This is a genomic window from Halomonas salsilacus (assembly GCF_051216275.1).
Classification (GTDB): Bacteria; Pseudomonadota; Gammaproteobacteria; order Pseudomonadales; family Halomonadaceae; genus Halomonas.
Map to the genome: position 1 here is coordinate 110,128 of NZ_JBPKAQ010000004.1, position 12,287 is coordinate 122,414.

General features: G+C 68.5%; 12 protein-coding genes. 1 reads left to right on the forward strand and 11 read right to left on the reverse strand.

The window, feature by feature from the left end; translation table 11 throughout:
- Nucleotides 1–45: 45 nt before the first annotated feature.
- The 11 genes from htpX to ACR80S_RS07670 form a co-directional block, all read right to left on the reverse strand.
- Nucleotides 46–948 (reverse strand): protease HtpX, encoded by a 903-nt coding sequence (gene htpX / locus ACR80S_RS07620; RefSeq protein WP_435399984.1) that lies wholly within the window; start codon nt 946–948, stop codon nt 46–48.
- A 157-nt stretch (nt 949–1,105) separates the two neighbouring features.
- Complete coding sequence (locus ACR80S_RS07625) at nt 1,106–2,335, reverse strand: pyridoxal phosphate-dependent aminotransferase (protein WP_435399983.1); 1,230 nt, start codon at nt 2,333–2,335, stop codon at nt 1,106–1,108.
- Nucleotides 2,336–2,377: 42 nt separating this feature from the next.
- Nucleotides 2,378–3,358 (reverse strand): ribosome biogenesis GTPase YlqF, encoded by a 981-nt coding sequence (ylqF, locus tag ACR80S_RS07630; RefSeq protein WP_435402941.1) that lies wholly within the window; start codon nt 3,356–3,358, stop codon nt 2,378–2,380.
- Nucleotides 3,359–3,451: 93 nt separating this feature from the next.
- On the reverse strand, nt 3,452–3,853 hold the full coding sequence (gene msrB / locus ACR80S_RS07635; protein WP_435399981.1) for a peptide-methionine (R)-S-oxide reductase MsrB: 402 nt from the start codon (nt 3,851–3,853) through the stop codon (nt 3,452–3,454).
- 23 nt (nt 3,854–3,876) lie between these two features.
- Nucleotides 3,877–4,968, reverse strand: a complete 1,092-nt coding sequence (gene ychF, locus ACR80S_RS07640; RefSeq protein ID WP_435399980.1) for a redox-regulated ATPase YchF — start codon at nt 4,966–4,968, stop codon at nt 3,877–3,879.
- A gap of 99 nt (nt 4,969–5,067) precedes the next feature.
- A complete protein-coding gene (gene pth, locus ACR80S_RS07645) occupies nt 5,068–5,655 on the reverse strand; it encodes an aminoacyl-tRNA hydrolase (protein WP_435399979.1) in 588 nt (195 codons plus the stop codon).
- A 103-nt stretch (nt 5,656–5,758) separates the two neighbouring features.
- Complete coding sequence (locus ACR80S_RS07650; RefSeq protein ID WP_435399978.1) at nt 5,759–6,415, reverse strand: 50S ribosomal protein L25/general stress protein Ctc; 657 nt, start codon at nt 6,413–6,415, stop codon at nt 5,759–5,761.
- Nucleotides 6,416–6,543: 128 nt separating this feature from the next.
- Complete coding sequence (locus tag ACR80S_RS07655; protein ID WP_290904020.1) at nt 6,544–7,485, reverse strand: ribose-phosphate pyrophosphokinase; 942 nt, start codon at nt 7,483–7,485, stop codon at nt 6,544–6,546.
- A 65-nt stretch (nt 7,486–7,550) separates the two neighbouring features.
- Nucleotides 7,551–8,405 (reverse strand): 4-(cytidine 5'-diphospho)-2-C-methyl-D-erythritol kinase, encoded by an 855-nt coding sequence (ispE, locus tag ACR80S_RS07660; RefSeq protein ID WP_435399977.1) that lies wholly within the window; start codon nt 8,403–8,405, stop codon nt 7,551–7,553.
- 16 nt (nt 8,406–8,421) lie between these two features.
- Nucleotides 8,422–9,036, reverse strand: a complete 615-nt coding sequence (gene lolB, locus ACR80S_RS07665) for a lipoprotein insertase outer membrane protein LolB (RefSeq protein WP_435402942.1) — start codon at nt 9,034–9,036, stop codon at nt 8,422–8,424.
- Nucleotides 9,037–9,088: 52 nt separating this feature from the next.
- On the reverse strand, nt 9,089–10,849 hold the full coding sequence (locus ACR80S_RS07670) for a tetratricopeptide repeat protein (protein ID WP_435402943.1): 1,761 nt from the start codon (nt 10,847–10,849) through the stop codon (nt 9,089–9,091).
- A 162-nt stretch (nt 10,850–11,011) separates the two neighbouring features.
- Between ACR80S_RS07670 and hemA the strand changes: the two genes are divergently transcribed.
- Nucleotides 11,012–12,280, forward strand: a complete 1,269-nt coding sequence (hemA, locus tag ACR80S_RS07675) for a glutamyl-tRNA reductase (RefSeq protein ID WP_435399974.1) — start codon at nt 11,012–11,014, stop codon at nt 12,278–12,280.
- Nucleotides 12,281–12,287: the final 7 nt, after the last annotated feature.

The window sequence follows — 12,287 nt, forward strand, 5'->3', positions numbered from 1 at the left end:
GGGCCCGCCATCGGCGGGCCCGCTGCGGTTCGGCTGGGGAAAAGATTACTGCCGGTAGGCCGCTTCCTTGAGGGCGCGGATGCGGTCGTCCAGAGGCGGGTGGCTGGCGAACAGGCGCTCCATCAGCGACTTGGTCTGGCCCTTGGTGATGGCCATGGCGCGTAGGGTGTCCGGCATCTGGTCGGGCAACTCGGTCTCGCCCTTGAGACGGGCCAGGGCGTTGATCATGGCGCCGGAGCCGGCGAGCCTGGCGCCGGCGGCGTCGGCGCGGTACTCGCGGAAGCGCGAGAACCAGGCGACGATGGCCGAGGCGATGATGCCGAAGACGATCTCGGCGACGATCACCACCGCAAAGTAGCCCATGAAGCCCAGCCCCGCGCCGTCGCTGCGGCTCTTGAGGAAGCCGTCGACCAGGTGGGCGACCACCCGGGCGAAGAACATAACGAAGGTGTTCACCACCCCCTGGATCAGCGCCAGGGTCACCATGTCGCCGTTGGCCACGTGGCCGATCTCGTGGGCCAGCACGGCGCGCACTTCCTCGGGGCGCATGCGGTTGAGCAGGCCCGCGGAGACCGCCACCAGGGCGTCGTTGCGGTTCCAGCCGGTGGCGAAGGCGTTGGACTGCTGGGCGGGGAAGATGCCAACCTCCGGGGTCTTGATGCCGGCGTCGCGCGAAAGCTCCTCGACGGTGTCGAGCAGCCACTTCTCGGTAGCATTGCTCGGCGTCTCGATGATCACGGTGCCGGTGCTGCGCTTGGCCATCCACTTGGAGATGAACAGCGAGATCATCGAGCCGGCCATGCCGAAGATGAAGCAGAAGATCAGCAGGCTGTTGAAGTTGATGCCCTGGGCAGTCAGGTAGGGCTCGACGCCCAGCAGGCGCAGGGTGATGCTGGCGACGAGGATGACGCCCAAGTTGGTGCCCAGGAAGAGCAGGATTCTCATCATGTTGAGGGGTCTCCGATGGTTATCACGAGCAGGGGGGGGGCTGGGAGAAGTGCCGCGCCAGTGGCGCGGCGTTCAGAAGCTTTTACTTAGATACGGCCTGAGCGGGCGGGTTTCAAGCACAGGCTGCGCCGGCCCGGCGATGAATTGATGCGATGAATCATTGGCGATAGCGCGACAGGAAGCGGGCGAAGCGATCCAGGGCGTCGCCGAGCTGGTCGGCCCAGGGCAGGGTGACGATGCGCACGTGGTCCGGGTCCGGCCAGTTGAAGGCGGTGCCCTGGACCAGCAGGATCTTCTCCTGGAGCAGCAGATCGAGCACCAGCTGCTGGTCGTCCTGGATGTTGAACACCTTGGGATCGAGCCGCGGGAAAGCGTAGAGCGCGCCCCTGGGCTTGACGCAGCTGACGCCGGGGATGGCGTTGAGCCTCTCGAAGGTGATGTCACGCTGGGCCAGCAGGCGCCCGCCGGGCAGGATCAGGTCGTTGATCGACTGGTACCCGCCGAGCGCGGTCTGGATGGCGTGCTGGGCCGGCACGTTGGCGCACAGGCGCATGGAGGCCAGCATGGTCAGCCCCTGGATGAAGTCGGCGGCTCGCTGCATGGCGATATGGCCCGAGAGGATCATCCAGCCGGAGCGGAAGCCGGCACAACGGTAGCTCTTGGAGAGCCCGTTCATGGTCACTACCAGCTGGTCCTCGCCGGCCAGGGCCCCGGTGGAGACGTGCTCCACGTCATCATAGAGGATCTTGTCGTAGATCTCGTCGGAGAACACCACCAGATCGTGCTGGCGGGCGATCTCCAGCAGTTCGCGGACCACCGCCGGCGGGTAAACGGCGCCGGTGGGGTTGTTGGGGTTGATGATCACGATGGCCCGGGTGTGGGCGGTCACCTTGGCACGGATATCGTCCATGTCCGGCGCCCAGTCGGCCTGCTCGTCGCACAGGTAGTGCACGGCGTGGCCGCCGGAGAGGTTGGCGGCGGCGGTCCAGAGCGGGTAGTCGGGGGCCGGGATCAGCACCTCGTCGCCGTCGTTGAGAAGTGCCTGCATGGCCATGACGATCAGCTCGGAGACGCCGTTGCCGATGTAGATGTCCTCGATGCCGACATTGGGTATGTGCTTGCGCTGGCACTCCTGCATGATCGCCTTGCGCGCCGAGTAGAGCCCCTTGGAATCGCAGTAGCCCTGGGCGGTGGGCAGGTTGCGCATCACATCCTGGAGGATCTCCTCCGGGGCCTCGAAACCGAACGGGGCCGGGTTGCCGATGTTCAGCTTGAGGATCCGCTGGCCTTCTTCTTCCAGCCGCTTGGCGTGGTCGAGCACCGGGCCGCGGATGTCGTAGCAGACGTTGTGCAGCTTGTGCGATTTCCGGATCGGGGTGGTGTCCATGTCGTTCGGTGTCCAGTGTCCAGGGCGGCGGGCGAAGGGGGATTATGCGGTGTGGCCGCTGCCGGCGTCATCCTCGGCGGGCGCCGGCTCCAACTCTGGCCCCGGGATGGGCTCGGGCGGGATGTCCGCCGGGGTCTCCAGGGTCAGGCGGCCGAGCTTGCCGTCGCGCAGCTCGTGGAGCAGCACCTCGGCGCCGCGGTGCAGGTCGACCTCGCCACCGGGGCGCAGGCCGCCGCGTCGGGAGGCGATCTCGGCCAGTATCGCGTGGCCGTCGAAACCGGCCATCGCCAGCAGGTCGACCCGTGCCGGGCCGTCGGCCTCGACCCGCGCCGACTCGGGGTTGGCCGCGTAGCTCGGCAGGGCCTTGAGCCTGTAGCGCGCGGTGAGCGCCTCGGGATAGCGGCGGGCCAGCTCGGCGGCGGTGACCACGGCCACATCCACGTAGTCGATGGCGGTATCCCGGATGGCGCCGCTGGCGGCCAGGCGGTAGGCGCTGGCCTGATCCTCGATCTTGGGCCACAGCACGCCGGGGGTGTCGATCAGCGCCACGCGCCCGTCGATGCGTACCTTCTGCTGGCGCTTGGTGACCGCGGGCTCGTTGCCGGTCTTGGCGATGCTCCTGCCGGCCAGGCCGTTGATCAGGGTCGACTTGCCGACGTTGGGGATGCCCATGATCATCACCCGCACGTCGCGGTCGGGGCGCACGGCCCCGGCCAGCTCGTGGCACAGCCTGGGGATGCGCTTGAGCTCACGGGCGTTGGTGGTGGTCACGGCCAGGGCGCGCATGTCGGGCTGGGCATCGAAGAAGGCCACCCATTCGGCGGTGCGCGCCGGATCGGCCAGGTCGGCCCGCGACAGCAGCTTGAGCACCGGCTTGTGGCGGGTCAGCAACGCGAGCATGGGGTTGGCGCTGGAGTAGGGCAGGCGGGCGTCGAGCACCTCGATCACCACGTCGACCTCCGGCAGCGCCTCGGTGATCTGGCGCCTCGCCTTATTCATGTGTCCCGGAAACCAGCCGAGCATGGGGGCCTCACTTGAGTCAGCCAAAAGAACGGCCGCCCATCTTACCAGAAGGGCGGCCGCGGCAGGTCAGACGGTGGGCGACTCGACGGAGTGCTACTCCCCGGCGTGAAAGTCGATGGCCACCGAGTTGATGCAGTAGCGCAACCCGGTGGTGTCCGGCGGACCGTCGGGGAAGACGTGACCCAGGTGGGCCTCGCAGTGGGCGCAGACCACCTCGGTGCGCTGCATCCCAAGGGAGCCGTCCTGTCGCTCCTCGACGTGGTGCTCGCCCAGCGGGCGGTCGAAGCTCGGCCAGCCGCAGCCGGCGTCGAACTTGTGCTCGTTCTCGAACAACGGGGCGTTGCAGCAGACGCAGTGGTAGATGCCGTGCTCGTCGCTGACCCGGTAGTTGCCGCTGAAGGGCGGTTCGGTGCCCCGCTCACGGGTGACCCGGTACTGCTCGGGGGTCAGCTGCTGGCGCCATTCGGCCTCGTTCCTGACGATCTTCTTGCGCATGGCGTCCCTCCTCCTGATTCTGTCTACACGTTGAAGCGGAAGTGGATCACGTCACCATCCTGAACGATATACTCCTTGCCCTCCAGGCGCCACTTGCCGGCGTCCTTGGCGCCCTGCTCGCCGCTCAGGCTTACGAAATCGTCATAGGCGATGACTTCGGCGCGGATGAAGCCCTTCTGGAAGTCGGTGTGAATCACCCCGGCGGCCTCGGGGGCGGTGGCGCCCACCTTGACGGTCCAGGCACGCACCTCCTTCACCCCGGCGGTGAAGTAGGTCTGCAGGCCCAGCAGCGCGTAGCCGGCGCGGATCACCCGGTCGAGCCCCGGCTCCTCCATGCCCATCTCGTCGAGGAACATGGCGCGCTCCTCATCGTCCAGCTCGGCGATCTCCGCCTCGAGCTGGTTGCACACCGGCACCACCACGGCGCCCTCGGCCTCGGCGATCTCGCGCACCACGTCCAGGTAGGGGTTGGCCTCGAAGCCGTCCTCGTTGACGTTGGCGATGTACATGGTGGGCTTCAGGGTCAGGAAGCCGAAGCCCTTGAGGGCCTTCTCGTCGTCAGCATCGAGGCCGAAGCTTCGCAGCGGCAGGCCCTCGGCCACGTGCGGCTGGATGCGCTCGAGGATCGCCTTGGTGGCGATGGCCTCCTTGTCGCCGCCCTTGGCGACCCGCACCAGGCGCTGGATGGCGCGCTCCACGGTGTCCAGGTCGGCCAGAGCCAGCTCCATGTTGATGATCTCGATATCGGCCCGAGGGTCCACCTGGTTGGCGACATGAATGACGTTGTCGTTGTCGAAGCAGCGCACCACGTGGGCGATGGCCTGGGTCTCGCGGATGTTGGCCAGGAACTTGTTGCCGAGCCCCTCGCCCTTTGAGGCGCCCGCTACCAGCCCGGCAATATCGACGAACTCCATGGTGGTGGGCAGCACCTTTTGCGGCTTGACGATCTCGGCCAGGGCATCGAGGCGCGGGTCGGGCATCGGCACGATGCCGACGTTGGGCTCGATGGTGCAGAAGGGGAAGTTCTCGGCATCGATGCCGGACTTGGTGAGGGCGTTGAAGAGGGTCGACTTGCCGACGTTGGGCAGGCCGACGATACCGCAGTTGAAACCCATGGAAGCATCCTGGAAAGAGAGGTCGGGAGTAACGATTGACGATGGCGCCATTCTACCGATAAGCGGGCCATCGGACACTCGGCCATCAGATACTGGCAATCAGGCGCCCTTGAAGCTGTGCAGCCGGTTCATGGCGCGGGCCCAGTCGCCGGAGAGCGCCTGGGGCAGGGTGGCCAGGCACTCGTCGATGGCCTCCTCGATGGCGGCGTGTTCGGTCTTGCCGGGGCGGCCCAGCACGTAGTGAGTGACCTGTTTCGCATCGCCCGGGTGCCCGATGCCGAGGCGCAGGCGGTGGAAACCGCGGTCGTTGCCCAGGGCGCTGATGATGTCGCGCAGCCCGTTGTGGCCACCGTGGCCGCCGCCGGTCTTGTAGCGGGCGGTACCGGGATCAAGGTCGAGCTCGTCGTGGGCCACCAGCAACTCGTCGGGGGCGAGCTTGTAGAACTGGCAGAGCGCCGCCACGGCGCCACCGCTGCGGTTCATGAAGGTCGTCGGGTTGAGCAGGTGGACGTCCTGGCCCTCGAGCTGGCCCCGGGCATAGAGGCCCAGGAACTTGCGGTCGGGACGCAGCTCTGCGCCGGCGCGACGCGCGACCGCCTCCACCAGCCAGGCGCCGGCATTGTGACGGGTGGCCTCATAGTCGGCGCCGGGATTGCCCAGCCCGATGATCGCTCTGACCTGACTCATGGCGGTTGCCTCCAAAAAAAATCAAGCGCCGGGGCGCTTGATCGTAACCGGAAGGGGCCGTGCCGCGCACGGCCCCCGGACGGTGGGAAGGACGGGGTGAGGATTACTCCTCGTCGCCCTGCTTGCCTTCCTCGCCTTCCTCGCCCTCGGCGGCTTCGTCATCAGCATCGCCACCGCGGACCTTGGCCTTGGTGACGCTCAGGATGGCGTTGTCGTGATCCTCGCCGTGGGTCAGGTCGACCAGGGTCACGCCGGCCGGTACCTGGAGGTCGGAGAGGTGCAGGGTGGTGCCCAGCTCGACCTCGGAGATGTCCACTTCCAAGTAATCGGGTAGGTCCTTGGGCAGGCAGCTGACCTGGATCTCGTTGGCCAGGACGTGCAGCTCGCCGTCATTATCCTTGATGTCCCTGTTGTTCTCTTCGCCCACCACATGCAGCGGCACGTTGAGGGTGATCTCGTGGGTGGCATCCACGCGCAGGAAATCGGCGTGGGTGATCAGCGGCTTGAAGGGGTGACGCTGCATGTCACGCACCACCACCTGCTCGCTCTTGCCGCCGATGACCAGGTCGATCACCGAGGAGAAGAATGACTCGCTCTCGACGGCCTTGTAGAAGGCGGCCTTCTCCACGGAGATCGGCTGAGGAGCCTGCTCACCGCCGTAGACGATGGCCGGCACCTGGAGGTTCTCACGACGCAGGCGGCGGCTCGCACCTTTCCCCAGGTCGTTACGAACGCTGGCTGTTAGGGTAAAATCAGACATGGTATTGCCTCTTCAGTGAAGTAAGGAAGGCGCCGCGGCCCGCGACCTGACCGTGACGCTTCCACTTGCCCCGCAGGGCGCTTTCCGGCACCCGTTCCCGCGTGTCCCCGTGCGCATGGCGCGGTGACTCAGTGGAACATGGCGCTGACGGATTCCTCATTGCTCACCCGACGGATCGCCTCGGCGATCAGGCCGGCCACGCTGAGCTGGCGGATATGGCCGCAGCGCCGCGCGCTGTCGGAGAGCGGAATGGTATCGGTAACCACCACCTCGTCGAGCACCGAGCCGACGATGTTGTCCACCGCGGGTCCCGAGAGGATCGGGTGGGTAGCGTAGGCCACCACCCGCAGGGCGCCGTGCTGCTTGAGGGCCTCGCCGGCCTTGCACAGGGTGCCGGCGGTGTCGATCATGTCGTCCACCACCACGCAGTTGCGCCCCTCGATCTCGCCGATGATGTGCATCACCTGGGCCTGGTTGGCCGAGGGGCGACGCTTGTCGATGATGGCCAGATCGGCGTTGAGTTGCTTGGCGATGGCCCGGGCGCGGACCACGCCGCCCACGTCGGGGGAGACCACCACCAGGTTCTCGTAGTTCTGGCGCTCGATGTCGTCGAGCAGGATCGGCGAGCCGTAGACGTTGTCCACCGGCACGTCGAAGAAGCCCTGGATCTGGTCGGCGTGGAGGTCCATGGTCATCACCCGGTCGACCCCGGCCTTGACCAGCACGTCGGCGACGATCTTGGCGGAGATCGGCACGCGGGCGGAGCGCACGCGACGATCCTGACGCGCATAACCGAAGTAGGGCACCACGGCGGTGATCCGGTGCGCGGAGGCGCGACGCAGGGCGTCCACCATCAGCACCAGTTCCATAAGGTTGTCGTTGGTCGGCGCACAGGTGGACTGCAGGACGAAGACGTCCTTGCCGCGCACGTTCTCGTTGATCTCGACCGCGATCTCGCCGTCGCTGAACTGGCCGACCGTGGCGTTGCCCATGCGGGTGTCCAGGCTCTCGGCGATCTTTCGAGCGAGTTCGGGATTGGCGTTTCCGGCGAAAACCATCAATTTTGACACGCGCAGCCACCTATGCAGGATTGGGTCATCGGGTGTCGAGAGGGGCACCACCGCCCAGGTGGGGCTCATCGACCCAGAACATCATGAAGGGGAGAGCGGTTCAGGCCGCGGGCCTTGAAGGCCTGCCAGCGTCCGGCGATCTCGCCGAGCAGCCGGTCGGCATCGGATTCGCGGGCCAGGCGGGCAAAGACGCAGGCCCCGGTCCCGGTCAGCCGGGTCGGTGCCCTCGCCGACAGCCAGTCGAGCGCCTCTGCCACGGGCGGGTACAGGGCCCTGACCGTGGCCTCGCAGTCGTTGCGCCAGCTCGGCGCTCCCCCCTGAAGAGCGCGCGCCATGGTAATCGGGGGTGTGTGGCGTGTCAATTCGTCGGCCCCGAATACCCCCGGGGTGGAGACCGCCACGCCGGGGTGGATCACCACGAACCAGGGCGTGTCGAGGACCACCGGAGTGAGGCGCTCGCCGACGCCTTCGCCCCAAGCGGCATGGCCGTGGACGAACACCGGCACGTCGGCGCCCAGCGAGAGGCCGAGCTCGGCCAGGCGCTCGAGGGAGAGGCCCAGGCCCCAGAGGGCATCGAGGCCGAGAAGGGCGGTGGCGGCGTCCGAACTGCCGCCGCCCAGGCCGCCGCCCAGCGGCAGGCGCTTCTCCAGGCGCAGATCGGCGCCCAGTCGGCAGCCGCTCTCGGTCTGGAGCAGGCGGGCGGCGCGCATGATCAGGTTCTCCTCCCGGGCCACCCCGGGGAGCTCGGGGGTCAGGCGCAGCTCGCCGTCCTCGCGGCGGCGCAGGTGCAGGGTGTCGCCATGGTCGAGGAACTGGAACAGGGTCTGCAGCTCGTGATAACCGTCCGAACGGCGGCCGACGATGTGCAGCAGGCGGTTGAGCTTGGCCGGTGCCGGCAGGGTCAGGGTGGCGTCAGTCATTCGCTCGGTCGCCTGCTCAGTCATCGATGACGGGGCGCCAGTCGGTGACCACCAGGGTGACGCGCAGGTCGCCATAGGTCATCACCAGCCGCCGGGGCAGCCACAGCGTCTCCGCCCGGGTCCAGTCGCGGTAGACGATCTCCCAGCCGTCTTGCTCGAGCCGGCCGGGGAAGCCCAGCTCATCCTCTTCCCGATGGTAATCGCTGCCCGTGCCGGGCAGGCCGCGCACCCAGTCCTGCAGGGCGCCCACCGGCAGCGCCCAGCCGAGCTGCTCCTCCATCAGCGCCTCGGGGGTCTCGGCCTCGAAACGGCCCTCTGAGGTGGTCAGCGAGAAGCGCCCCTCGCGGCCCTCCAGGGTGCTGCGACCACTGCCGAAGGGGCCGCTGAGCAGCATCCGGTAGTAGTGGGGATGCTGGCTCCAGTCCAGGTTGGCGCTGGTGCCGTCCTGTGAGGTGCGCAGGCCGACACGCGCAACCAGGATCCAGGTGTCCAGGGCCTCGGTGCGCTCGGCCTGGGCCTGCCACTGGCCGGCGGTGCGCACACCGTCCGGCGCGGGCGTGCGACCGGCACAGCCGGTCAGCAGCAGGGCGAGCAGGGGGATCAGCGGTCTGGCAAGCAAGCGCAGTGTCATGGGGTCTCTCTCTGGCGGTGATACGGGCTCGGGGGGGGGGTGCGGGAAGGGGTCAGGGGGCCAGTTCGGGGATGCGTCTGAGCAGTTCATCGATCAGCGGGCGTTCGTCGAAGCGTTCCAGCGCCTCGGCCAGGCGCTCGTGGGCCTCGGTTCGCTGTTCCAACGCCCACAGCACCTCGATCAGGTGGGCGGCGATCTCCTGGTCGGGCATCAGGGCGTAGGCGCGCTCGAGCCAGGGCAGGGCGCGCTCGGGGTCGCCCAGGCGGTAGTGCACCCAGCCCAGGCTGTCCAGGATGGCTGGATTGCCCGGGTCGAGTTCGTGGGCGCGCTCGATCATCTCGCGGGCCTCGTCGAGGCGCTCGCCGCTGTTCAGGTCGGCCAGGGTGTAGCCCAGGGCGTTGAGGGCCATGGCGTTGTCCGGGTCGCGTTCGATGATGCGCCCCAGATCGCGCTCCATGGCCTCGGGGTCGCCGGCCTCCCAGGCGCGCATGGCACGCAGATAGAGCAGCGGCTCGTCGTTGGGGGTGCGGTCGAGCTCGCGGTCGAGCAGGGCGCTGGCCTCCTCGGCGAGCCCCTCCCGCTCCAGCAGCTCCACTTCCAGGGTCACCAGGTCGGCGAAGTGCGCCTCGTGGCGCAGCCGCTCGATACGCAGGAAGGCGCGGGCGTCGAGCAGGCGATCATCCTCGATCAGCATCTCGGCGGCGCGCAGCCGGGCCGCCAGGAATTCGGGCCCCGGCGCCACCTGGCGGTAGTAGAGCAGGGCGTTGTCCGCCTCGCCCTCCGCCTCGGCGGTGGCGCCGAGCAGCAGGAAGGCCAGCGGCGGGGTGTCGGCAGCGTCCACCAGGGGCAGCAGCAGGCGTCGGGCCGCCTCGGTGGCCTGCTCATCGAGGTAGAGCCGGGCCAGTGCCAGGCGCAGTTCCTCGTTGCCGGCGTGATCCTCGAGCAGGGCGTCGGTGCTCGCCTCGGCGGCGGCGATGTTACCCAGGCGCAGCTCGCTCTGGGCCAGCAGCAAAATGAAGCGGGCGTCATCCGGCGAGGCGGCAAGCCCGCGGCGGGCGGCATCACGAGCGCCTCGGTGGTCGCCGCGCTCCTGGTCCAGGCGGGCCCGGGTCAGCCACAGCGCCGGAAGCGACGGGGCGCTGTCGCCCAGGCGTTCCAGGCGCCGTTCGGCCGCGACGGTATTGCCAGCGGAGACCTCCAGCAGGGCGGTAGCCAGTTCGGCATCCTGGCGGACTGCCCCCTGGGGCGCGCGGGGTAGCCAGGGGCGCAGCAGCGCCAGCAGCGGCGCCGGGTTAGCGTTCTCGGCCAGTGCGGCCTCGATGAAGGCGGTCAGGTCGCTCTCGCTGCCACGCTCGATCAGCACCAGGCGCTGGCGAAGCGCCTCGGGCCAGTCGCCGCGCTGGACGGCGAGCCCGGCCAGCAGCCGCGAGGGCGCTTCTGCCTCGGGCGACAGGGCCTGCCAGCGGTCGGCGGCCCGGGCCAACAGGTCGCTGTCGTTGCTGAAGCTGGCCGCCAGGGCCGCGCGCTCGGCCAGCGTCGGGGTGGCGTAACGCTCGGAAGCCTCCAGATAACCCAGAGCCGCGCGGCGGTAGTCGCCGCGCTGGCCGGCCAGCTCTGCGGTGAGCAGGCCGGCCAGCCCCTCGGCGTCCAGGCCGCGGGTGATGGGTGGGGCGCCGGCCAGGGGGTCGTCCAGGGGTTCGCTTGCACCGCCCACGGCCGATAGCGTCTGGCAGCCGGCCAGCAGCACCGCAAGCGCCAGCGGAGCGAGGCGGGTGGGAAGCAGGCGAAGTGGCGAGGGGAAAACGGCAGGCATGGGGGTCTCGTTGGCAGGGCCGAAGGGCCAGCATAACGGCTTGACCGGCGTGGGCAAAGCGCACCGGGGGAGGCGGCCAAGCGGGCGTCGCTATGGTAGTATCTTGGCCCAATGATCAGGATGCCGCCCAGGCCGGCCACCACTAGCAAAGATGCCCGACGCATGACGCTGCTTGCCCTAGGAATCAACCATCGTACCGCCACCGTCGAGGTGCGCGAGCAGGTGGCTTTTAACCCCGCCCAGCTCGAGACGGCGCTGGGCGAGCTGCGCGGCTTGCCTCAGGTCAAGGAAGCAGCGGTTCTCTCGACCTGCAACCGCACAGAGCTCTATTGCGTCACCGAGCCCCAGGGCGAGGCGGCCGTCCTCGACTGGCTGGGCCGCTTCCACGGCCTGCCGGTGGCGGATCTCTCGACCTGTGCCTACCACTACTTGGACAATGAGGCCGCCCGCCACCTGATGCGGGTGGCCGTGGGACTGGACTCCATGGTGCTCGGTGAGCCGCAGATCCTCGGCCAGCTCAAAGACGCCTACCAGGCCAGTCGCGAGGCCCGCGGCCTCGGCAAGGAGCTCGAGTGTCTGTTCCAGCACACCTTCGCGGTGGCCAAGCAGGTGCGTACCGAGACTGGCATCGGGCGCAACCCTGTCTCCGTGGCCTATGCGGCGGTCAGCCTGGCCAGCCGCATCTTCGACGACTTCGGCCGCGCCCGGGCCCTGCTGATCGGCGCCGGCGAGACCATCGAGCTGGTCGCGCGGCATCTGCACGAGGCCGGCGTGCGCCAGCTCACCGTGGCCAACCGCACCCGCGAGCGGGCCGAGCTGCTGGCCGGCAGCCTGGGCGCCAAGGCCATCGCCCTGGACGGGATTCCCGATGCCCTGGTGGAGGCCGACATCGTCATCTCCTCCACCGCGGCACCGCTGCCGATCATCGGTAAGGGCATGGTGGAGCGCGCGCTGAAGAAGCGCCGCCATCGGCCGATCTTTATGGTCGACATCGCCGTGCCCCGGGACATCGAGCCCGAGGTGGGTAAGCTCTCCGACATCTTTCTGTACTCCGTGGATGACCTTCAGGAGGTGATCAAGGAGAACCGCCGCCATCGCCAGGTAGCCGCCGACCAGGCCGAATCGCTGATTGAACACGGGGTGGGCGCCTGGCTCCATGAGCGGCGCATCCGCAGCGGCGGCGAGCTGATCCACGACTTCCGCCGTCGCGGCGAGTCGCTGCGCGACCTCTCCCTTGAGCAGGCCCTGGCGAGATTGAGACACGGCGAGGATCCCGAGGCGGTGGTGCGCCGCCTGGCCCATCAGCTCACCAACCGGCTGCTGCATCGCCCCACCGTGGCGCTGCGCGAGGCCGCCTCCGTTGAACGCCACGACCTGCTCGAGGCCGCCGGCGCCCTGCTGCTCGACGCCTCCCCCGACAAGACCCGATAGGACAACC

Bases quoted from the DNA above. Each gene is read 5' to 3' on its own strand.
- htpX (WP_435399984.1), bottom strand. From the start codon at position 948: ATGATGAGAATCCTGCTCTTCCTGGGCACCAACTTGGGCGTCATCCTC.
- ychF (WP_435399980.1), bottom strand. From the start codon at position 4,968: ATGGGTTTCAACTGCGGTATCGTCGGCCTGCCCAACGTCGGCAAGTCG.
- hemA (WP_435399974.1), top strand. From the start codon at position 11,012: ATGACGCTGCTTGCCCTAGGAATCAACCATCGTACCGCCACCGTCGAG.
- ACR80S_RS07650 (WP_435399978.1), bottom strand. From the start codon at position 6,415: ATGTCTGATTTTACCCTAACAGCCAGCGTTCGTAACGACCTGGGGAAA.
- msrB (WP_435399981.1), bottom strand. From the start codon at position 3,853: ATGCGCAAGAAGATCGTCAGGAACGAGGCCGAATGGCGCCAGCAGCTG.
- ylqF (WP_435402941.1), bottom strand. From the start codon at position 3,358: ATGCTCGGCTGGTTTCCGGGACACATGAATAAGGCGAGGCGCCAGATC.
- ispE (WP_435399977.1), bottom strand. From the start codon at position 8,405: ATGACTGACGCCACCCTGACCCTGCCGGCACCGGCCAAGCTCAACCGC.
- ACR80S_RS07625 (WP_435399983.1), bottom strand. From the start codon at position 2,335: ATGGACACCACCCCGATCCGGAAATCGCACAAGCTGCACAACGTCTGC.
- lolB (WP_435402942.1), bottom strand. From the start codon at position 9,036: ATGACACTGCGCTTGCTTGCCAGACCGCTGATCCCCCTGCTCGCCCTG.
- ACR80S_RS07670 (WP_435402943.1), bottom strand. From the start codon at position 10,849: ATGCCTGCCGTTTTCCCCTCGCCACTTCGCCTGCTTCCCACCCGCCTC.
- pth (WP_435399979.1), bottom strand. From the start codon at position 5,655: ATGAGTCAGGTCAGAGCGATCATCGGGCTGGGCAATCCCGGCGCCGAC.